Source organism: Paraburkholderia sp. FW306-02-B, assembly GCF_058782725.1.
Map to the genome: position 1 here is coordinate 2,350,682 of NZ_JBYSXZ010000001.1, position 20,285 is coordinate 2,370,966.

At 62.5% G+C, this 20,285-nt stretch carries 15 protein-coding genes; 5 read left to right on the forward strand and 10 right to left on the reverse strand.

Annotation, left to right across the window (positions count from 1 at the left end; translation table 11 throughout):
• Nucleotides 1-17: 17 nt before the first annotated feature.
• From AC3WOG_RS10405 to tolA, 4 genes are all read left to right on the forward strand, one after another.
• Nucleotides 18-3,176 carry an efflux RND transporter permease subunit gene (locus AC3WOG_RS10405; protein WP_492577903.1) on the forward strand — a complete coding sequence of 1,053 codons (3,159 nt, stop codon included), beginning with the start codon at nt 18-20 and terminating at the stop codon, nt 3,174-3,176.
• Nucleotides 3,173-4,741: an efflux transporter outer membrane subunit gene (locus tag AC3WOG_RS10410; RefSeq protein WP_492577905.1), complete on the forward strand. Its 1,569-nt coding sequence runs from the start codon at nt 3,173-3,175 to the stop codon at nt 4,739-4,741. The genes AC3WOG_RS10405 and AC3WOG_RS10410 overlap by 4 nt, the downstream gene beginning before the upstream one ends.
• A gap of 185 nt (nt 4,742-4,926) precedes the next feature.
• Complete coding sequence (locus tag AC3WOG_RS10415) at nt 4,927-5,913, forward strand: serine hydrolase (protein ID WP_492577906.1); 987 nt, start codon at nt 4,927-4,929, stop codon at nt 5,911-5,913.
• Nucleotides 5,914-6,855 (forward strand): cell envelope integrity protein TolA, encoded by a 942-nt coding sequence (gene tolA, locus AC3WOG_RS10420; protein WP_492577908.1) that lies wholly within the window; start codon nt 5,914-5,916, stop codon nt 6,853-6,855. It begins immediately after the preceding gene.
• A 661-nt stretch (nt 6,856-7,516) separates the two neighbouring features.
• Here the strand turns inward: tolA and AC3WOG_RS10425 are convergent.
• From AC3WOG_RS10425 to poxB, 5 genes are all read right to left on the reverse strand, one after another.
• A complete protein-coding gene (locus AC3WOG_RS10425) occupies nt 7,517-9,010 on the reverse strand; it encodes an efflux transporter outer membrane subunit (RefSeq protein ID WP_492577909.1) in 1,494 nt (497 codons plus the stop codon).
• Complete coding sequence (locus tag AC3WOG_RS10430) at nt 9,003-11,042, reverse strand: FUSC family protein (protein WP_492577910.1); 2,040 nt, start codon at nt 11,040-11,042, stop codon at nt 9,003-9,005. Before AC3WOG_RS10430 ends, AC3WOG_RS10425 begins: the two co-directional genes overlap by 8 nt.
• Before the next feature lie 3 nt (nt 11,043-11,045).
• Nucleotides 11,046-12,101 carry a multidrug transporter subunit MdtN gene (gene mdtN, locus AC3WOG_RS10435; protein ID WP_492577911.1) on the reverse strand — a complete coding sequence of 352 codons (1,056 nt, stop codon included), beginning with the start codon at nt 12,099-12,101 and terminating at the stop codon, nt 11,046-11,048.
• A gap of 22 nt (nt 12,102-12,123) precedes the next feature.
• A complete protein-coding gene (locus AC3WOG_RS10440; RefSeq protein ID WP_429342261.1) occupies nt 12,124-12,426 on the reverse strand; it encodes a YtcA family lipoprotein in 303 nt (100 codons plus the stop codon).
• Nucleotides 12,427-12,546: 120 nt separating this feature from the next.
• On the reverse strand, nt 12,547-14,268 hold the full coding sequence (gene poxB / locus AC3WOG_RS10445) for a ubiquinone-dependent pyruvate dehydrogenase (protein ID WP_429342260.1): 1,722 nt from the start codon (nt 14,266-14,268) through the stop codon (nt 12,547-12,549).
• Between the two features lie 439 nt (nt 14,269-14,707).
• Between poxB and AC3WOG_RS10450 the strand changes: the two genes are divergently transcribed.
• Nucleotides 14,708-15,058 (forward strand): hypothetical protein, encoded by a 351-nt coding sequence (locus tag AC3WOG_RS10450; RefSeq protein ID WP_492577913.1) that lies wholly within the window; start codon nt 14,708-14,710, stop codon nt 15,056-15,058.
• A 339-nt stretch (nt 15,059-15,397) separates the two neighbouring features.
• On the opposite strand, the gene AC3WOG_RS10455 is transcribed toward AC3WOG_RS10450, so the two are convergent.
• From AC3WOG_RS10455 to AC3WOG_RS10475, 5 genes are all read right to left on the reverse strand, one after another.
• Nucleotides 15,398-15,793 (reverse strand): DUF3331 domain-containing protein, encoded by a 396-nt coding sequence (locus tag AC3WOG_RS10455; protein WP_492577914.1) that lies wholly within the window; start codon nt 15,791-15,793, stop codon nt 15,398-15,400.
• 50 nt (nt 15,794-15,843) lie between these two features.
• Nucleotides 15,844-16,011 carry a hypothetical protein gene (locus AC3WOG_RS10460; RefSeq protein ID WP_492577915.1) on the reverse strand — a complete coding sequence of 56 codons (168 nt, stop codon included), beginning with the start codon at nt 16,009-16,011 and terminating at the stop codon, nt 15,844-15,846.
• On the reverse strand, nt 15,998-16,957 hold the full coding sequence (locus AC3WOG_RS10465; protein WP_492577916.1) for a helix-turn-helix domain-containing protein: 960 nt from the start codon (nt 16,955-16,957) through the stop codon (nt 15,998-16,000). Before AC3WOG_RS10465 ends, AC3WOG_RS10460 begins: the two co-directional genes overlap by 14 nt.
• A 288-nt stretch (nt 16,958-17,245) precedes the next feature.
• Entirely contained in the window at nt 17,246-17,920 is a 675-nt protein-coding gene (locus tag AC3WOG_RS10470) for a response regulator transcription factor (protein WP_429342255.1), read from the reverse strand.
• Nucleotides 17,910-20,111 carry a PAS domain-containing sensor histidine kinase gene (locus AC3WOG_RS10475; RefSeq protein ID WP_492577917.1) on the reverse strand — a complete coding sequence of 734 codons (2,202 nt, stop codon included), beginning with the start codon at nt 20,109-20,111 and terminating at the stop codon, nt 17,910-17,912. Before AC3WOG_RS10475 ends, AC3WOG_RS10470 begins: the two co-directional genes overlap by 11 nt.
• Nucleotides 20,112-20,285: the final 174 nt, after the last annotated feature.

Genomic DNA, 20,285 nt, shown 5'->3' on the forward strand with positions numbered 1-20,285 from the left:
CGTTCGCTGGGGGCATCGTGAACATCTCCGAACCGTTCATCCGGCGCCCCGTTGCAACGACGCTGATCGCGATCGCGATTGCACTCTTCGGCATGCTCGCGTTCAGGCTGCTTCCCGTCGCGCCGCTGCCCGAGATCGACTTTCCGACCATCGCCGTCACCGCCGTGCTGCCGGGCGCCGACCCTTACACGGTCGCCACGTCGGTCGCGACGCCGCTCGAGCGCCAGTTCGGGCAGATCGCCGGCGTCACGCAAATGACCTCGGTCAGCTCGCTCGGCACCACGTTCGTCACGCTTCAGTTCGACCTGAACCGCAACATCAACGGCGCGGCGCGCGACGTCCAGGCCGCCATCAACGCCGCGCGCACGAAGCTGCCCGCCGATCTCGACGGCAACCCGACATACCACAAGGTGAACCCGGCCGACGCGCCGATCCTCGTCATCAGCCTCACGTCCGACACGGCCACGCGCGGGCAGATGTACGACGCGGCTTCGACGGTCCTCCAGCAGAAGCTGCTGCAAACGCCGGGCGTCGGCGACGTGACGGTCGGCGGCGGCGCGCTGCCGGCCGTGCGCGTCGAGCTGAACCCCGATCGCATGAGCCGCTACGGCATCGCGCTCGAGCAGGTTCGTGCGGCCATCGCCCGTTCGAACGTCAATCTCGCGAAGGGCTGGACCACGGCCGGCGGCGAGACGTTCGACATCGGCGCGAACGACATGCTCTACACGCCGGCCGACTACGCCTCGCTCGTCGTCAAGGCAGATCACGGCAAGCTCGTGCGCGTCGCCGATCTCGGCTACGTGCGCGAGGCCGTCGAGAACCTGCAGAACTACGGCCTCTCGAACGGCAAGGTCGCCGTGGTCCTGATCGTCTACAAGCAGCCGGGCGCCAACGTCATCGAGACGGTCGACAACGTGAAGGCGACGCTGCCGTTCGTGAAGGCGTCGATTTCGCCCACCATCAAGCTCGACATCCTGATGGACCGGACGACGACGATCCGCGCCTCGCTGTTCGAGGTCGAGATCACGCTGATGATCTCGGTCCTGCTGGTCACGGCCGTTACGTTCGTGTTCTTCCGCACCTGGCGCGCGACGCTCGTGCCGGCCATCGTCGTGCCGCTGTCGCTGCTGGCGACGTTCGGCATGATGTATTTCCTGCACTACAGCCTGAACAACCTGTCGCTGATGGCGCTGACGATCTCGACGGGCTTCGTCGTCGACGACGCGATCGTCGTCGTCGAAAACATCATGCGCCACCTCGAGCGCGGCGAGCGGCCCCTGCAGGCCGCGCTCCAGGGCGCGCGCGAAGTCGGCTTCACCGTGATGTCGATCAGCATCTCGCTCGTCGCGGTCTTCATTCCGCTCCTGCTGATGGGCGGGCTCGTCGGGCGCCTTTTCCGCGAGTTCTCGGTGTCGCTCGCGGCGGCGATCACGGTGTCGATGCTGATTTCGCTGACCGTGACGCCGATGCTGGCGAGCGTCGTGTTGCGAGGCGCGCGAGCAGTGCGCGGCGGCGCATCCCCCAAGGGGACTTCCTGCGGGGCGTCGGGTGCGGCGGGCGACGTGCAGCATCCCGACACGCCTTATCACCGCTTCTACGAGCGCACGCTCGGCTGGGTCATTCACCGCCCCGTGCTGATGGGCACCGTCACGCTGGCCGTGTTCGTTCTGAACGTGCTGCTGTACGTCGCGATGCCGAAGGGCTTCTTCCCGCAACAGGACACGGCGCGGCTCATCGGACTCGTGCAGGCGTCGCAGAGCATCTCGTATCACGCGATGCAGCAGAAATTCCAGTACATCAACGACCGGGTGCTGAAGAATCCGAACGTTCAGGCAGTCGGCGGGTTCGTCGGCGGCAGCCGAGGGCTCAACACGGCGTTCCTGTTCGTGTCATTGAAGCCGCTCGGCGTGCGGCAGGTGAGCCCCGACGAAGTCATCGCGCAAATTCGCCGCGATCTCGCGGACGTTCCCGGCGCGCAGCTCTATCTGCAATCGGCGCAGGACGTGAACGTGGGCGGGCGGATCAGCGCCGCGCAGTACCAGTACACGCTGACCGCCGACGATCAGGGCGAGCTCGACAACTGGGTGCCGAAGGTGGTTCAGGCGCTGCGCGGAATCAACCTCGTCGCCGACGTCAACACCGACCAGCAGGACAACAGCCAGCAAGCCGGCGTCGACGTGAACCGCGACACGGCGGCGCGTCTGCACGTGAACTTCGCTTCGATCGACAACGCGCTCTACGACGCGTTCGGCCAGCGCCAGGTATCGACGATCTACAAGGCCGCGAACCAGTATCACGTCGTGATGGAACTGGCGCCGGACTACTGGATGAGCCCCGCTGCGTTGCAGGGCATCTATGTGCCGGCGGCGGGGCTGGCGGCATCGGGCGTGCCGGCCAGCCCCGCCGCGCCGAACGGACCCACGCTGGTGCCGTTGTCGGCGCTCGCGACCTGGTCGATCGAGCGATCGGCGATTTCGATCAACCATCAGGGCACGTTTCCTGCCGTCACGGCGTCGTTCAACCTGCCGTCGGGCGCGTCGATCGGCGACGCGACGGGCGAGATCGACAAGGCCGTGGCGCAATTGCGGATGCCGGCCGCCGTCGTCGGGCGATTCGCCGGCACGGCGCAGGTGTTCCAGGAAGCGGCCGCGAGCGAGCCGATCCTGATCCTCGCGGCGCTCCTGTCTGTGTATATCGTGCTCGGCATCCTCTACGAGAACCTGGTCCATCCGCTGACGATTCTCTCGACGCTGCCGTCGGCCGGCGTCGGCGCGCTCGTCGCGCTCATCGTGACGCATACGGAGCTGTCGATCATCGCGCTCATCGGTGTGATCCTGCTGATCGGCATCGTGAAGAAGAACGCGATCCTGATGATCGATTTAGCGATCACGGAGCGGCGCCGCGCCGGCGTGAGCGCGCAAGAGGCAATCCTGCGCGCCGCGCTCGTGCGCTTTCGTCCGATCATGATGACGACGATCGCCGCGATGCTCGGCGCCGTGCCGCTCGTCGTCATCTCGGGGTATGGGTCCGAGCTTCGCAGGCCGCTCGGCATCTCGATCATCGGCGGCTTGCTGTTCAGCCAGTTGCTGACGCTGTACACGACGCCCGTTATCTACCTGTGGCTCGATCGCGCGCCACGGGATTCGAAACGGGCGCCGCAAGGAGGGCAGTCATGAAGACGCCAGGTTCGCGCTGGCCACGCGCGCTGCGCTCAGGCCTGGCCGGCATGGCGCTCGCGGGCCTGGCCGGTTGCGCAGTGGGGCCGGACTATCGCACGCCGGGCGTCGAGCTTCCAACGCATTTCAAGGAAGGCGCCGACTGGCAGCGCGGCGCGGCGAATCCGCAAGCCGCGCTGTCGAGCCGCTGGTGGGAGCTGTTCGGCGACGCGCAGCTCACGCAGCTCGTCGATGCGTCGCTCAAGTCGAATCAGTCGATCATCGCGGCGGAGGCGGCGTACCGGCTCGCGCAGGCCCAGGTGGCCGCGAGCGAGGCGGGTTTGTTCCCTGTCGTGACGGCGGGCGCGGCGGGCACGCGCAGCGGCTTCAACGCTTCGAGCGGCGGCGTGGCGAGCCAGAGCAGGGCGTCGTCGGCAAGCGGCATCCACAACGCCGTGAGCGCGACGGCGACGGCGAGCTGGGAGCCCGACTTATGGGGCCAGGTGCGGCGCGCGATCGAATCGAGTCAGGCCAGCGAGGAGGCGAGCGACGCGATGCTCGCCGGCGAGCGCTTGTCGATTGCAGCGAGCGTCGCGACCGACTATCTGGCGCTGCGGCAATTCGACTTCGATATCGCGTCGCTCGAATCGCAGAAGGACATCGACGAGAAGTTGCTCGAGATGACGCGCGTGAGCTATCTGCACGGCACGGCGACGAACGACAGCCTGCTCGTCGCTGAAGATACGCTCGAGACGGTCATTGTGAATCTGCAGACGGCGAAGATCTCGCGCGAGCAATTCGAGCATGCGCTGGCGGTGCTGACGGGCGTGCCGCCGGCGGACTTCGGCATCGCACCAGAGCCGCGCTATGCGGCCACGCTGCCGAGCGTGCCGCTCTCGCTGCCGTCGACGCTGCTCGAGCGGCGCCCCGACATCGTCGCGGCCGAACGCCAGGCAGCCGCGGCGAACGCGAAGATCGGCGTCGCGAAGGCAGCGTTCTTTCCGTCGCTCACGTTGTCGGCCACCGGCGGCTTCGCTTCGGACACGCTCGCTCATCTGTTCTCGTTGCCGAACCGGATCTGGACGCTCGGCCCGAGTCTCGCGGCAACGGTCTTCGACGCCGGCGCACGCAGGGCCGCTGTGCGCGAGGCCGAGGCGACCTACGACAGTCAAGTGGCGACGTACCGCGGCACGGTGCTGGCCGCGTTCCAAAGCGTCGAGGACAGCCTGTCTGCGGTCAATCATCAGCTCGATTCGGCACGTGCCTTCGAAAGCGTCTATCGGCGCAACGTCGAGCTCTACGCGAGCGTGCAAGTGCAGCGCTCGGCCGGCACGGCGAGCGAGCAGGGCGTCCTCACACAGCAGCTGACGCTGCTCACGGCAGAGCAAAGCGCGCACGATGCCCGCTCGCAGGCGGCGCAAAGCATCGTCACGCTGATCAAGAATCTCGGCGGCGGATGGCAGGAGGCAGATATGGGTCGCAAGGCATTTCGAGCCAGCCCGTCTTCGGCAGGGGCGCCAGCCGGTTCGCCGACCATGCCGACGGCAGACCGAACTGAAGCGCCCGTCGCCGCGCCGCGCGATTGAGCGGCGCAGCGACCGGTCGGCGGGTTAATCAGGGCCTGTTATTAGCGTGAAAAGGCCTTTCCAGTAGGGGTGATCGTCCTTTCGGTGGGCGCAAAGCCTTGCTACAGTTTACTTGTTGCGGGCGATTCCACAGGTTGGTCCGGTAGCCGTTTGAGTGCCCGCCTGCCGTTCCGGGTGAGGCCGAAATGACGAAGCTCGCCAGCCTGCTGCTTCTGGTCGCCGCGCCGCTTGTGGCATCCGCGGCGACGCCTCTGCTGTATTCCCGCAACGCCGTCGTGTATGACGTCGGGCAGCACCAGGTCCTGCTGGAAAAGAATCCGGAAGAGCTCGCGCCCGTCGCGTCGCTCACCAAGCTGATGACGGCCATGGTCGTGCTGGACCAGGCCCCGGCGCCGGAAGAATCGCTGACCATCGACACCGCCGACATCGATCAGCTCAAGCATTCAGGCTCCCGCCTCCCGGTTGGCGCAACGCTTGCGCGCGCGGCGCTGTTGCGCCTCGCGCTGATGTCGTCCGAAAACCGCGCGGCCTCTGCGTTGTCCCGTGCCTTCCCGGGTGGTCAGCCGGCCTTCATCCGGGCGATGAACGACAAGTCCCGGGCACTGGACATGGCCGATACGCACTTCGAGGATCCGACGGGGCTGTCGCCGCGCAACGTCTCTACGGCCCGCGATATCGTGAAGATGGCTGACGCCGCGTCGCGCTATCCACTGATTGACGCGTTCACTACCCTCCCAAGGTCCAGTGAGGCGGTCAGCAGGAGAACCGTGTTCTATCGCAACACCGACCCGCTGGTCGACCAGCCGGGATGGGACATCCAGCTCTCGAAGACCGGCTTTACCGACGAGGCAGGTCGGTGCATCGTGATCAAGGCCAACCTGGCGGCCGGTCCGGTGATCATCGCGCTGCTGGGTGCGTCGTCTTCCCGCGCGCGCCTTGCCGATCTGGTTTCAATCAGGCACTGGCTGGAAGGCAGCGAAACGTCGGTCGTCGCCCGATTGCAGGTGCATGACACGGGCAGGTCGCGGTATCACGCCGGAAAGTTGGCCCTGCGACACGGCGCCACGATGCGGCTCGTCACGTACGCGGCAAGATCGGTCTCCGGGGTGCATGCGCCGGGCAGCAGGCACAGGACCGGCAAGACGCACCACCACCACGTGCGGGGCGTCTGAATGCTGCCGGAACGAACGATGCGGTTTGCTGTCGATATTTCGTGTGGCAGTCCTGAGCAGGGTGAACGCAGTCATCACTCCAAGGATGCCTGGAGGCTCCGTTGCCAGAAAAACGGGGGAGGGGGACGAGACGTCTCGATAGCCATGATTTACCACCTCAAGGTATCAAGGCGCGGCACGCCCGCCGTTCGCCATCGAGACCCAGTGAACGTTGACGCGCATCTTCCGGTCCGGCCGCCGCCCGAGCGCGGTACGTGGGGCGCTTTCACACTCGCCGTGATGATGCACGCATTGCTGGCGGTGTTCCTGTTCTACGGGATTCGCTGGCAGAGCAGCACACCGGCCGGCGCCGAAGCCGAGCTGTGGACCGCGGTGCCCGACATGTCGACGCCGCATGCGAAGCCTACGCCTACGCCCGAGGAGCCCACTGAGGAAGCCGATATCGCTCTGCAGCGCAAACAACGTCAGGAGCGGCAGGAGCGGTTGGCGGAGCGGCAAAAACGCGAACAACTGATACAGCAGCAAATGTCCGAGGCGCAGCACAGGCTCCGGCAGCAGATCGATGAAGCGCGTCAGGCGCGTCTGAAAGCGTTGCAGGCCATGGCCGGCAATGCCTATCGTACGGGCGGGAGCGAACGCGCCACGGCGGGCGCAGGCTCCGGCGGCAGCGCGTCGTCTTCGTACGCCGACCGGGTGCGCCGCCGCGTTCAGCCGAACATCGTGTTTGCGGGGGATACTTCACTGGACATTTCGACGCTGGTGGCGGTTGATTGTGCGCCGGACGGTCACGTGCTGAACGCCCGGATTGTGCGCCCCAGCGGCAATCCCGACTGGGATGATGCAGCGACACGCGCCGTGCAGAAATCCGACCCGATGCCGCTCGATGACAACGGTACGGCACCGGCCCATTTCACGATCACCTTCCGCCCGCGCGCGGGCTGAGACTGGCAGTCCGTTTCATTGGCACGATGAAACACGACATTTCTATAAAGCTCTGACACGATGTTGATAATTTATATTATGTCAAATAAAAGTGATAATGCAGTTTCCAACTCAGTAGATAGTGCTCGTACGTAAAGTTGTCATGTAAGGCTACCCAATCGCGTCCGGAAAATGACAATCCTCGTTTTTTGTACTGCGCGGACAGCTTTACGTCTCTTTCGCGTTCCAGAAATTTCAAGCGCTTTGTGCGGATGCTTTTGCGTAGTGATAGCTGTAGCGGCCCGACAACATAAATCGCAGGGCCCGATTACATCGGTGGTTGCGGGACCACATTAGTTGAGAATATCGGTGCGCGTGGGACCACATTACGTGAGAACGAGCCCACGTTATTTGATAACAGCCCGATAACATCCGTCAGGGACCACATTAGGTGAGAACGCTATAGCGGCACGCCGGGAGCACGCCGGGCGACGGCGGCCAAGATTCAAGGCGCGTCCCTTTTCGACGCAAAGCCGGCCGATGCGCCGGCGTAAGCGCAAGGGCCGTTTTCAAGGGCGAAGCGGCCGCTCCAACGCCCAAGTCCGCCATGACAAATTCGACTCGAACCCGACACGGGACTGGCAGCGAACCTGTAAACGGTGAGCGACAGACCCCGCGCGGCTCATTGCGATCGTGACTGCGCGTCGACTGTCGCCTGATAACCGCCGCCCAGCGTCTTCGTGAGCGCAATGGACGTCTGAATACTCTGGCCCGTCAGCTCAAGCAACGCAAGTTGTTCCTGAATCGCCGTCTCGCGCGCCTCTTCCACCTGCAACCTGTCGACCAGTCCACGCCCATAGCGGGCCGATGCGCTGTCGAAAACAAACTGCACGTCCTGAAGCTTTTTTTGCTGCATCGCGGTCCGCTCACCCAGGTTTTTCAGTGCGCTTCCGTTTTGCGCCACGTCCCGAACGGCATTCAATACGGCCTGGTTGTATTGCAGAATGGTGGCATTGCTCAATGCGCGCTCGCCGCCAAGCGACGCATTCAGACGGCCGCTGTCGAACACAGGTAGATAGAGACCTGGTGCGATATTGATCTGCTGGCTTGCATGAAGAAAAAGTTGAGACAGGTTCAACGCGTTGAAGCCGAAGAACGCCTTGATATCGAAGCTCGGATAGAACGCCGCCTTTGCTGCGTCCACGCGTTTCAACGATGAAACGACATACCAATGCAACGCTTGCAAATCAGGGCGGCGCGCAAGCAGTTGAAAGCCGAGACTGTCCGGAACGCCCGTCGCAACAATGGGCAGAGGCCGGGGCGCCATGTTGCCGAGCCCGCCCGAATCCGCGCCTATCAGCGCGCGAAGCGACTCCCGCCCGTTCGTCACCTGCTCGGATGTCTGCGCGATCTGCTGATCCACCGTAAGAAGCTTCGCTTCTGCCTGTTTGGCCGTCGTGTCGGGCTCGAGTCCGCGTGCGAATCGCGAACGTTGCGCATCGACTTCGATCGAGATCGCGTCTCTTTGCTGTTTGAGCAGCTCGATCTCGGAGCGCGCGGTTTGCACGACGTAGTAGATTCGCGCGATGTCTGTCGAAAGCTCGAGCGCCACTTCCGCTTCCTCCGCCTTTTGCGCGTTCTGGACCCCCACGGCCGCAGCAATCTCCGAGCGGTGCCGCCCCCAGATGTCCAGGTCCCACACGCCGTCGAAACCGACCAGCCCCGTCGTATACCAGGGGCCATTCGCGCCGATCGCCGGATCGGACCCCGCGTATGCGCTCAGGAATCCATGAGATGAGACACGTTCGCGGTCGATGGCCCCGCTCGCTGCAAGCTGCGGCCCGGCTGCCGCCACCGCCAGTTCTGCCTGCGCATGAGCCTGCGCCACTCGTTGGCGCGCGAGTGCGATTGTCGGAGACGCCACCAGAGCACGGTCGATGAGGGCAGTCAGTTGCGGGTCGTCGTACTGAAGCCACCACTTGTCGGACGGCCAATCGCCGGTGGGCAAATCGAGCTTTGGCGAAACCTGCATACGAGCCGCTTCGATCTGCGAAACGGCACCGCTGTCGTGATGAATCAACGCACAGCCGCTGAGCAGTGCCGCACCCGCTATGGCGCAGCACCCTGATTGCAAGGCACAACGGCCACGCCACACGGCGAACATCGCATCATTCATGGTGTGTGCCTGCTCGAAGCGTTAATGGGAAGGAGGCCTTCTCCTCCAACCAGTCCGGCAAGCTCGATACCGCTCGCAGAACACGGTTGATTTCGTCGACCAGCTCCGCCTCGCGGCCACCAACACCGTCAACGTCAACATGTCGTGCCGGCACGCGGGGAGTTCTGGCGGAAGGTTCCGGCGCCGTCAGTCCGGCCGCATACTGCTCGATTGCGGAGACAGCACTGGACGCGGAATCGGAAAGTTGGGGCCTGGTAACATCAAACGCACTTCGAAAGGCATCGGCGGCAAGCAACAGTTCGCGGGCCGCTGCAAGCACCGAATTCGCTCGAAGCGTGACGCGCTCTTCTTCGCCTTCGCGCCAGGTCGGTTCAAGCGCGACGCGCAAGAGCATACCTTCGCAGTCGCTAAGCGCGGCCCACGCGGCCATTCGTTGCTTGCCAATTGTTGTCTGATCTTCAGTCGACTGCCCCATCGCAAGGAGTTTCGCCGTCGACGCAAGACTGGCCGAGAGCCTGCGTCTGAGCAAGGTGGCCTCGCCTTCCGGCCAGATGCACACCTGCACGAAGGTCGCGACAGCGATGCCGAGGAAGATGCCGACCATGCGATCCCGAACCTCGGTCAGGTCATACGTTGGGGCGAACTGTTCGAGGAATGCCAGCGAAAACGTGAACATCAATTGCACGCCCGCGTAGCTGATGCGTTCAGAGCCTGCTGCTATCCATGCGCCAGTGAACAGGACGGGCACAACGACCACGACCAGCGCTGCGATGCCGTCAATCTGCGGAAGAATGAAAACGATCTCGAAGAGCGCAAGCAGGCTTCCAAACACGGCTCCCCAGAAGCGCAGCACGGACCGCCGGCCCGACGCGCCGAGACTGGGTTGGGCCACGACGAGGCACGTCAGCATTACCGTATGAACCCCCTGCCATCCGGCCGCGTTGTAGAAGACATAGCACACGAGCACGGCCAGCAAGGTCTTGAGCGAAAACTGGACGTAGACAGGGTTGCTCAAAGCATCGGGCGCGACAACGGGCTGGCCTGGCGGCATGTGCATCGCGTCGGCCTGCGCGGCCTTGAACGCATCAAGCTCGAGAAACGTACGTTGCATCGCCAGCAACGCCCAGGGCATGCCGGCGGCAGATGCCTCGCGTGCGGCAAGCGGAAGTAAAAACGGTTCATCTCTTTTGATCGAATCGGCCAATGCCGCGCACCCGTCGCCCAGCGACACCACGCCCATCGCAAGAGGCCCCGAGCTGCCCGGCAGCAGGCGCAGGTTCGATGCAGCGACGTAGAGATTCGACACCGCCGTCACGGTCGCGAGGTCACGCGCCTCGGCAAGCGCGCTTTGCTTGCCGCGCATCGCGGTAAACCTCAGCAGTTTCTGCAGCGAAGCCGTGGCGACTTCTACATCGAGCACGGTCATCGGAGGAAGCGCGGATGCGCCGTCGAGCAACGCGTCCAGTCTTGCCTGCACCGCAGCGAGCTTCGACACCATCATCCGGCGCAGCTGTTGGCGCGGCTCCATCGGCAGCAGTAGCGTATTGATGACCAATGTGAGGGCAATCGGGTAGCACACGGCAACCCACACCCATAGCGTCGCGCGGACGATCCCTTCCGCATTCTGCGTCACGTCGACAAACGTCTGCACGTAAATGACGACGAGGGCCGCGATAAAGAAAACGATGCCGAACTGGAACACGCGCATCGCATACACGCAACAGAAAAATATGATGCTGGCGAATACAATCCGCAGCAGCGGATAGTCGAACGTCCATTTGAGCAATAACACTGTGCAGCCACTCGCGAGCGTAATGCCCACGAGAAACAGGATGCCGATCATGCGCGTGACTACGACGTTCGACTGGGTCACGTAGAACACCACAATGAGCGACAGGGCAAGGTACGGCACCTGAAGCGTCATCGACGCTACGATCACGACGGCTGCACTGGCGATGCAACGCAAAGCAACGTTCATCCGGCCGGGAAATGGCGACAGCTCGTCGCGCAGGAACAGGAGCAATTGGTTCATCTGTCAGCCCGAAGTGCGCTGGTCATGCTGGCCGTCCGGGTGAAACGTCGCGACCGCGGAAATACCGATGCGAAAGAGGCCCGGGGCCGGGTCCGTGACGAGAATCTTCACGGGGAAACGTTGTGATACATGGACCCAGTTGATACTGCGCTGCACTTGCGGCAGACCTTGAGCAAGACTCCCGCCGTCTTCAGGCGACACACCGAATCCGACTGAATCAACTTTCCCCTGAAAATGCCTTGATGTGTTGCTCATCAGATAAACGGTAGCCCGCGTGCCGGGGTGAACTTTCGCGAGCTCCGTCTCGCGCAGATTCGCGACGACATACCAATGAGTCGTGTCGATCAAGGTGAACACGGGCGCAGAGGCGGAGGCGAACTGTCCGCGCGTGGTGCGAAGCGACACAACGACACCGTCGAACGGTGCCCGGACCGTTGCGTATTCCAGGTTCAGCTCAGCAGAGGCGATTTCCGCCTGCACGACCGAGCGCTGGGCTTGCAGCGCATCCACCCCGCTGACGGCAGCCATCGCCTCGCGCGCCTGAAGTTCGGCCGACGCGAGTTCCGCTGCGGTGCTTTGCGCCGAAGTCCGCGCCCGGTCCAGCTCATCCGCCGACACATAACCCTTTTCCACCAGCGGCTCCATCCGCTGCAGTGTGTCCGCAGCTTGCTTCGCGGCGGACCGCGCCCGCTCGACGTTTGCGCGTGCAGCCGATGCGTTCAGTACCTGTGCGTTGACCGACCTTTGCGTCAGCATGATCTGTTCGTCCAGTTGCACAAGCGACGCACGGGCCTTGTCGAGTGCATCCTGAAAGGGGCGCCGATCCAGTTCGAAAAGAAGATCGCCTTTTTTCACTCGCTGGTTGTCACGCACTGCGAGCGTCACGATCCGTCCCGATACTTCGGGGACTACATTGATCGTATCTGCGTACACATAGGCGTCGTCGGTTCGGGGTTCGGTATCCGCGCGCCAGACCACCACGATCCCCAGCACGATCGCGAACAGCAATAGAAGACCCGTCAACAGCTTCTTCTTTGATTTTTGAGCGCTTTCTGCCATGTGTTCCCACTCCCGATAGACGTCAGAAGAACAGCAACCAACCCGCGAATGCCAGCAGCGCGACAAGTGTCGGATAAGCAACTGCTGGCGGGTCGAGCCACTCGTCGAGCGACGCGCGCAGTAACAGCAGGCGGATCAGGACTGTCACCGCGACTGCACCGACGATGCAAAAGAGCCAATCGGGGTAATACGCGCCCAGCACATTCGTCGACGGAGACCTGGTGCAACCTTGCAAAAGGAGCACCATCCAGATCACCCGCACGAAAGACGATTTGTGAGCGACGCCGATGCAACGACGTCCACCTATCTGGCTACCTACCGTCATGGACATCACCGTTGTGTTCAGGGAAAGTTACGCGACCACGTCTCCACCGGGTACGAACCAGGTCGTGAGCTGGGTCGAGCGCATGACGACGTGACCGCAGCACACGTGCCAACAAGATTACTATCGCAACAGGTTGACCTTCGCGAGGTCGATGAGCTGTTGGCCTCGCCCGTCCATGACTGCACGCAACATGAACAACCCAAAGTGGTAGGCCTCGTCGACAGTCGTCACAGGCGGCATCACAAGTTCCTGACGTGCGCTCACGACGTCGACAAGCGCCGGACCCGGATGTGCGAACGCCTCGCGCAGCGCGCCTTCCAGTTGCTCTGGATGCTCAACGCGCACGCCTTTGATACCCATCGCATTCGCCATCGCGGCGAAATTCGGATTCTTCAGGTCACACCCCGTATCGACGAACCCGCTGGCCTTCATCTCAAGTTCCACGAAACCCAGCGTGCCGTTGTTAAGCACGACGACCTTGACAGGTAAGCCCGTCTGAATGAGCGTGACGAACTCGCCCATCATCATCGTGAAGCCGCCGTCGCCGGACATCGAAATCACTTGCCGGTCTCTGAAGGCAGCCTGTGCACCGATCGAATGCAGCATCGAGTTCGCCATCGAGCCGTGATTGAACGAACCCACCAGCCTCCGTTTGCCATTCATCTTCAGATATCGGGCCGTCCACGCGATCGGCGTGCCGACGTCGCAGGAGAAGATTGCGTCGTCGTCCGCCAACTCGCTCACCAGCCGGGTCACGTACTGCGGATGGATGGTATGGCTGCCTGCTTCGGGCTCCGCCAGCGCGTCCAGTCCCTCCCGGGCGTTGCGATAGTCGTCGAGCGCACGGTTCAGGAAGCTGCTGTCTGTTTTCTCGTGGATCATCGGCAACAACTCGCCGAGCGTGTCCTTAACCGTTCCCAACACCCCCAGATCGATTGGACACCGGTTCCCAAGTGCTTCCGCCCTCACATCGACTTGCGCGATGGTCACACCCTCGGGATAGAACTGGCGGTACGGAAAATCGGTACCCAGCATCAGCAGCATGTCGCAGCCTTTCATCGCTGCATAGCCGGATGAGAATCCGACCAGTCCTGTCATGCCGACGTCGAACGGGTTGTCGTATTCGATGTATTCCTTGCCTCGCAGCGAGTGCACGATGGGCGCTTGCAGCTTGCGCGCGAGCTCCACGACTTCCGCATGCGAATCCTTGCAACCGGCGCCGCAGAGCATCGTCACCCGCGACGACCGGTTCAACAGGTCCGCGAGCTTCACGGCCTCGTCGTTCGACGGTCGGATCACTGGGGCCGACGGTATACTCCAGTTCGGCACCGGTTTGGTCAGCGGCCCGAGCGCCACATTCCCCGGCACGACGACGACCGCGACGCCCTTTCGCGCAACGGCCGTCCGGATTGCTCGCGCGAGAATCTGAGGCAACTGGTCCGGGCTCGACACGAGTTCGACGTAGTGACTGCACTCCTTAAACAACAGTTCAGGATGCGTAGCCTGAAAATAGTCGATACCGATCTCCGAACTCGGGATATGCGCCGCGATGGCAAGAACGGGGACGCCGCTCCGATGGCAGTCGAAGAGTCCGTTGATCAGGTGCAGATTGCCGGGTCCACAGCTTCCGCAGCAGACCGCGAGCTCCCCTGTGAGATGTGCCTCGGCGCCCGCGGCAAATGCCGCGCTCTCCTCGTGCCGCATATGAACCCATTCAATCGACCCGTCCCGGCGCAGCGAATCCGAGAGTCCGTTCAGCGAATCTCCCACGACACCATAAATACGCTTCACGCCCGCCTTTGCTAACGCGCCCACCATGTAGTCTGCAGCCATCTTTGCCATGTCGCTTCTCCGTTCAGATTAAGTCTTCGCTGCTGGCGCGGCTCTTCGCAGTCAGCCTTGAAGCATGTTCGGATTCTAGCGATCGCCTGTCATTGCCTCTTTCGTAGTCGCACGGTCTTTATCTGCATGCACGCGTGCGGACATCCATATCAAAGAACCTGTACGGCTACCCGGTTCGTCGATGTCCACATATGTCGCCGGTCGGTGGTTAGCGAACGCTGCGCGACCACAGACATCCGGTCGCGCATCCGTCGGTCATTCAGACCGCCTCGATTCAAAGCGCTGGTTTTTAAACTGTCGGCGCATGCGGGTGCGATTAGACAAAGCGACGTGCTAGCGCGAAAGAAAGTGCCGGTTCTCACGACGATACTCGACTTATGTCCAATCACTTCCTCGCGCGCCCTGCATGCGGTCCGGAGCGCACTGCGGAGAACGCACAATGAACGCAATCAGATTTCCGTGGTTCCGAACCGGCTACGTCGCGGCAGCCGTTTGCCTGACGATCGGTGCAGCGTGCGTGCTACCGGCACCAGGGTTGATGCGGGCGTTCATGACTGTCGGAACGGACGTTCAACTGCCGCTCGAACGCGTAGCCGCAGATAACCCGGAGCCTTCGCAAGTCACCGATCTGCCGGAACCGCTGCACACTCCCGCTTCGGAATCCGCACATACGCAATCATCGGTTTATTCGCGGCAGGAGAGCCGCCACCGCGCGGACGCCAATGCGCGCGCGCCACGTCATACGCCCGCCTATCAGCGGACGATTACGGATTTCAAGTACTGGACGTAATGGTGCGGCGAGTTGGTGTTGATGGCGCGGATTGAAGCGCATCAGCCGCCACACGGTAAGGACACGATAGTTAGACAAAAGCTGGCGATACTCGTAGAGAGAATCGCCAGTCTTCGTCTGTGCTTTACGACTGCAGGAATTCCAGCAAGTTTGCTTTCAGCCGGTCTGCATGCATCACGCACACATCGTGTGGTGTTAGCGGTTGGCCCGAACGCCCGTGGCCGCAGCGCTTATGCGCTATCAGGCGACAACCGCGTTCGGCAAGGAACATCATCTGCGTGTCCCGCGCGTCGGCCTTCAACGGCCAGCCAGCGCAAACCGTGCGAAAAAGAAGCTAAGTCAGGCTTCTGTTGCATCGTCAAGAGCGGACGTCAGGATCATTGCGCCGGCATTGCGCGGCACTGGTCGACAGGGACGCGGCTTGTACACCGCGTCGCCGGGACGAATCGGGCGCCCGCTCATCGCGCAGACGCCCTCGGTGCGAGCCCGCGACGAGTGCCAAACCTGGTCGCCATAGCAGCAGCGGGTCGAGTCGCGCCAGGAGATCATCGCCGTCGAAGACGTCGGCCGCTCCAACAGGCTCACCCTGACGCCGTGAAGCACCGTGCAGTCCACCTGACCCGCCCTGTTGCCTCCATTCAGTCCACTGCCGCAGCCTTTCGACTCGCCCGCAGGCACGGACAACAGGCCTATGGTTTGCATCCACGGATCGATGATATTTGCATTTGCCAGCATGTCGCGACTCCTGTTGAAGCGTTACCTGATCGAATGGCTTTGTACGGCGGCTATCGCAGCGGGTCGAGGCATTTACAGACCGCTTCGCCGTACGCGTAGGCCGTCACAGAGGTTTCGTCGGCTTCGCGGCTGTCGTCGTTGGACGATGAATCGCCGGTGTGCTTCAGAAATGCCTCGCTGATGGCAAGAAACGACTGAACCTGCCTATTGAGCGCCATTCGCTTTCATCCTCCAGCAGTAAGGCGTCTCGCCGACAAAGCGTTTAAACACAGTCGTAAAATGTGGCTGTGAGCGAAAGCCGCAACTCAGCGCGACATCGAAGACGTTGTGCTTCGAGTTCAGCAACAGATGCTGCGCGTGTTCGATCCGGCGGCGCAGCAGGTATTCATGCGGACGCAAGCCCGTCGCGCGCCGGAATTGCGCGGCAAAATGCATGCGGGTGAAGCCGGCGCTCGCGGCAATGTCGGCGAGGCCGATCGCTTCGGACAGGTGCGCATCGATGTACTCGATCACGCGGTTCATGCGCCATTGCGGCAACGCAGTCCCTTCGCGGTTCTGCGTGTTCGACGCAGTGAATTGACGCGCGACGATGCGCGACACGATGGCGAGACCGACACTTTCAGTAAAGACCTTGTCCAACGCGGCGTCGCCGGTCCGTGACACGACTAGCGCCTGTCCAAGCCGGTCGAGTGCGGGATCGCGAATTAGCTTCGGGTCGCCAAGCACGATGTCGCCCGCATGCGGACGCTGGAACAGATCTTCGTAGCACTCCGCGAGAACTTGCTGCGACGCGAACAGATGCAGCACGTCGACAGGCGATTCGAAAACAGCGCTGACGGGCACGGCGGGCGCCGTGACCTGAACCGCGCCCGCAGTCACCCGCCCTTGCATGAGCCTGCGGCCCCCATGATTAAAGGTCAGCGACACGCATTTCAGAGCCAGGCCGATGCAGTGATCGGACTCGTTGCCGTGATTGACGACTTCGAGCGGCGTGGTGATGTTGCGCGTCCAGCGCGACATCACCACAGTGCCCCGCTGCCGGCTCGACTGCGCATGATGCGCGCGCAGGCTGCGCCATTGATCCTCGGTGTCGATTGCGCTGGCGATGCGTTTCGGCGCAATGTCGGCACCGGGTTCAGGATACGAGAGCAGCGAGCTGGTCATGATATTTCCGTCCGATAGAGTGATCTGCCTGCGGTCGAAACACCGACACCGCGATGACTCAAAGTTAATCAAACGGAGCGCACGTGCCTAGCCGTACATACGGTTGCCTACGGCGTCGAATGGGTGGGTCGGCCTATATGAAGGTTTAATGCGGGCGGCGAAATGTGTGGATGCAATAGCTGCGCGACGGCGACCATTTGCGCACCGGAGCCACATTGCGAGGGATTCGAGGGAGAAACGAACGGCGATGCGGTTTCGCCGTTCGGGAGGCAAAATGCCCCGCGCGATTCAACCGCGCTGAACGCGCGGCGGCGGAGTGGTGCCTTGTGGTGATTTGACGCCGAGTGCTTCCGCCTTCAGCACGAAATCGGCAAGCGAGCGCGACTCCATCTTCTTCATCGCCTGACCGCGGTGAATCTTTACCGTGATTTCACTCACCTTCATTTCGGCGGCGATCTGCTTGTTCATCAAGCCGCTCGCGACAAAGGCCATCACTTCACGCTCGCGCGGCGTGAGCGACTTGTAGCGGCGGCGCAGATCCGCGACCGAGCGGTCCGCTTCGCGCCGTTCTTCATCCTTGCCGAGGGCAGTCGCCACGGCGTCCAGCATGTCCTGGTCGCGAAACGGCTTCGCGAGAAAATCCATTGCGCCGGCCTTCATCGCCTTCACCGACATCGCAATGTCGCCATGCGCGGTCATGAAGATGATCGGCACGCGCAATTCGCCTGCCGCAATCTGTTCCTGCACGGCGAGGCCGCTCTGCCCTTTGAGCCGCACATCGAGGATCAGGCAACTCGGCACGTCCGGCATCTGGAACGCAAGAAATTCATGTGCGGACGCGAACGCTTCAACCCGCAAGCCCACCGAGCGCAACAACATGCTGACCGCTTCGCGCATCGACTCATCGTCGTCAACGACGTAGACGATCGAGTTACTCGCGGCGTTGCCCGTTTCACTGCTCATGACATGTTCCCTCATCGAGCGGCAGAATGAACTGCAGCACTGCACCCTTCCCCTCTTGCGATTCCGCCCAGATCCGGCCGCCGTGCGCTTCGACAATCGAACGGCAGATCGACAGTCCCATGCCCATGCCTTCGGCCTTCGTCGTAAAGAATGCGTTGAACAGCCGCCCTGCGTTCTCTTCGCTGATGCCCGTACCCGAGTCTTCGACGATCACCTGCGCATGCTGCGCATCGAAGCGGCGCGTGCCGATCCGCATGTGCCTCGGCCGCCCCGTCACGCCTGACATCGCCTGCACGCCGTTCATCACGAGGTTTATGATGACCTGCTGCAACTGCACGCGATCGGCGCACACTTGCGGCGGCGGTGACGCGTAGGCGGCATCCACTTCGACACGGTGACCGTCCAGTTCACGCCGCATCAGTTCGATCGATTCTCTCACGATAGCGTTCAGATTGAGTACCGCCTGACTCGGATCGCGCTTTTGCGCCATCGACCGTATCTGGCGAATCACGTCGCTGGCGCGCTTGGCGTCGCGAATCATCTGGTTAATCGACTGCCCGACTTCCGGTAGATCCGGTTGCGGGCGATTCAGCCAGCGCAGCGCGGCGTCGCCGCAGGTGACGATGGCGGCAAGCGGCTGTGTGACTTCGTGCGCGATCGACGCGGCCAGTTCGCCGAGCATCGTCACGCGCGTCACGTGCGCGAGTTCCGCCGTCGAGCGGTCGAGCGCTTCCTGCGCGACCTGTCTCTCTGTCACGTCCATCAACGCACCGACGTACTCGGTATCCGCCGACTGCGGCGCCGCCAGACGCGCGACATAGTGCACGTATTTGACACTGCCATCCGGCATTGCAAGGCGATGTTCGACGTCGATAAACGGCTCCCCCGCGACGCTGCGTTCATACGCTTGCCTGACGAGCGCGATGTCGTCGGGATGCGTACGCGCGAGGATCAGATCGATAGTGGGCGCGACGTCCTGCGAGTAGTCGAAGATCCGGTACGCCTCGTCGGACCACGACATTTCACCGCCCGGCAGTTGCGTCGCGATACTGCCCGTGCGGCTCAGGCGCTGCGCGTCGGACAGGAACGCTTCGCTGCGCTCGAGCGCCTGCTTCGCCTGCTTGAGTTCTTCGATATCGGTGTTCACGCCGTACCAGCGCAAAATGTTACCGGCGTTATCGCGCAGCGGCTCCGCGCCGATATGCATCCATCGGTACACCCCATCGCTGCGCCGGATGCGCAAGACGTTATCGAAGGGCGCGCCCGTTGCAATGGCTTCGTTCCAGGCGTGCTGCGCCGCGGGGTGGTCGTCGGGATGAACGATCGAGCGCCAGATATCGCCACCATTTTCGGCAAGCGTTACGCCCAGTTCGTTCCAGCGCCGGTTGATGAAGATCAGGCGCCCGTCGCTCGACGAACTCCAGACCATGCCAGGAATTGCATCGATGGTCGCGCGCAATTCGTCCTGCTGCCGCTGCAATTCCACTTCCATCTGCTTGCGAACGGTGATGTCGTTGTTGGTCGCGAGCACGGCGCGCGGCTTGCCCTTCGCATCGCGCCACAACGCCAAGCGGCTCGAAATGATGACGGTGGCGCCGTCATTGCACACGCGCTGTAATTCGCCTTGCCAGCGCCCCGAACGCAACAGCTCACTGCGAATCTCGTCGAGTGAGACTGACGAGTGGGTTTGCGTCAACTCATGAATCGGCTGGCCGATCGCCTGGTGCGCGGTCCATCCGTAGAGTTCTTCCGCGCCGTGATTCCAGAACGTGATCAGATCGTTCATGTCGTACACGACGATTGCGTCATGCGTCAGATCGAGCAACTGCAGTTGCTCTTGCAGCGTTGCGGTGTTCTTCTGATTGCGCAACGCCAGCACCGACGTCGTGGCGATGGCGAGCAGGCTGACGACACATCGCTCAATTGCGCCGCTCGGGTAGTGCCCGTGATGCGACATCACAAACGCGATCAACGTGAGCGCCACGCAGCTCCATGCGGTGAGGATCGCAGCAGGCCGCGACCCTGTCGATGCGACGAGCAGCACCACGATCACATACAGCACGGCAATCGCGTTATCGTGTGGCATGAGCGCGTCGATCAGGAATACGACCAGCGCGATGGCGGCCGCGAGAACGCACGGCACGCGCGCGTCATGCCGCATCGGTTCGTCGGCGCGTGAGCGGAATATCATGACGACGATTGAGCGCGCCGCGCGGGAAGGAGGAAAAGTAAACGGCGCGATGTTGGCATAGGCATTCAAGGCAAACGTTCGTTGACGAGTACCGGAACCCTGTCTCGTGCCGCAAGAACGGCACATCAAAGTCAGACATGCAGGACGCCGACCCATTTAATCCGGTACTTATTT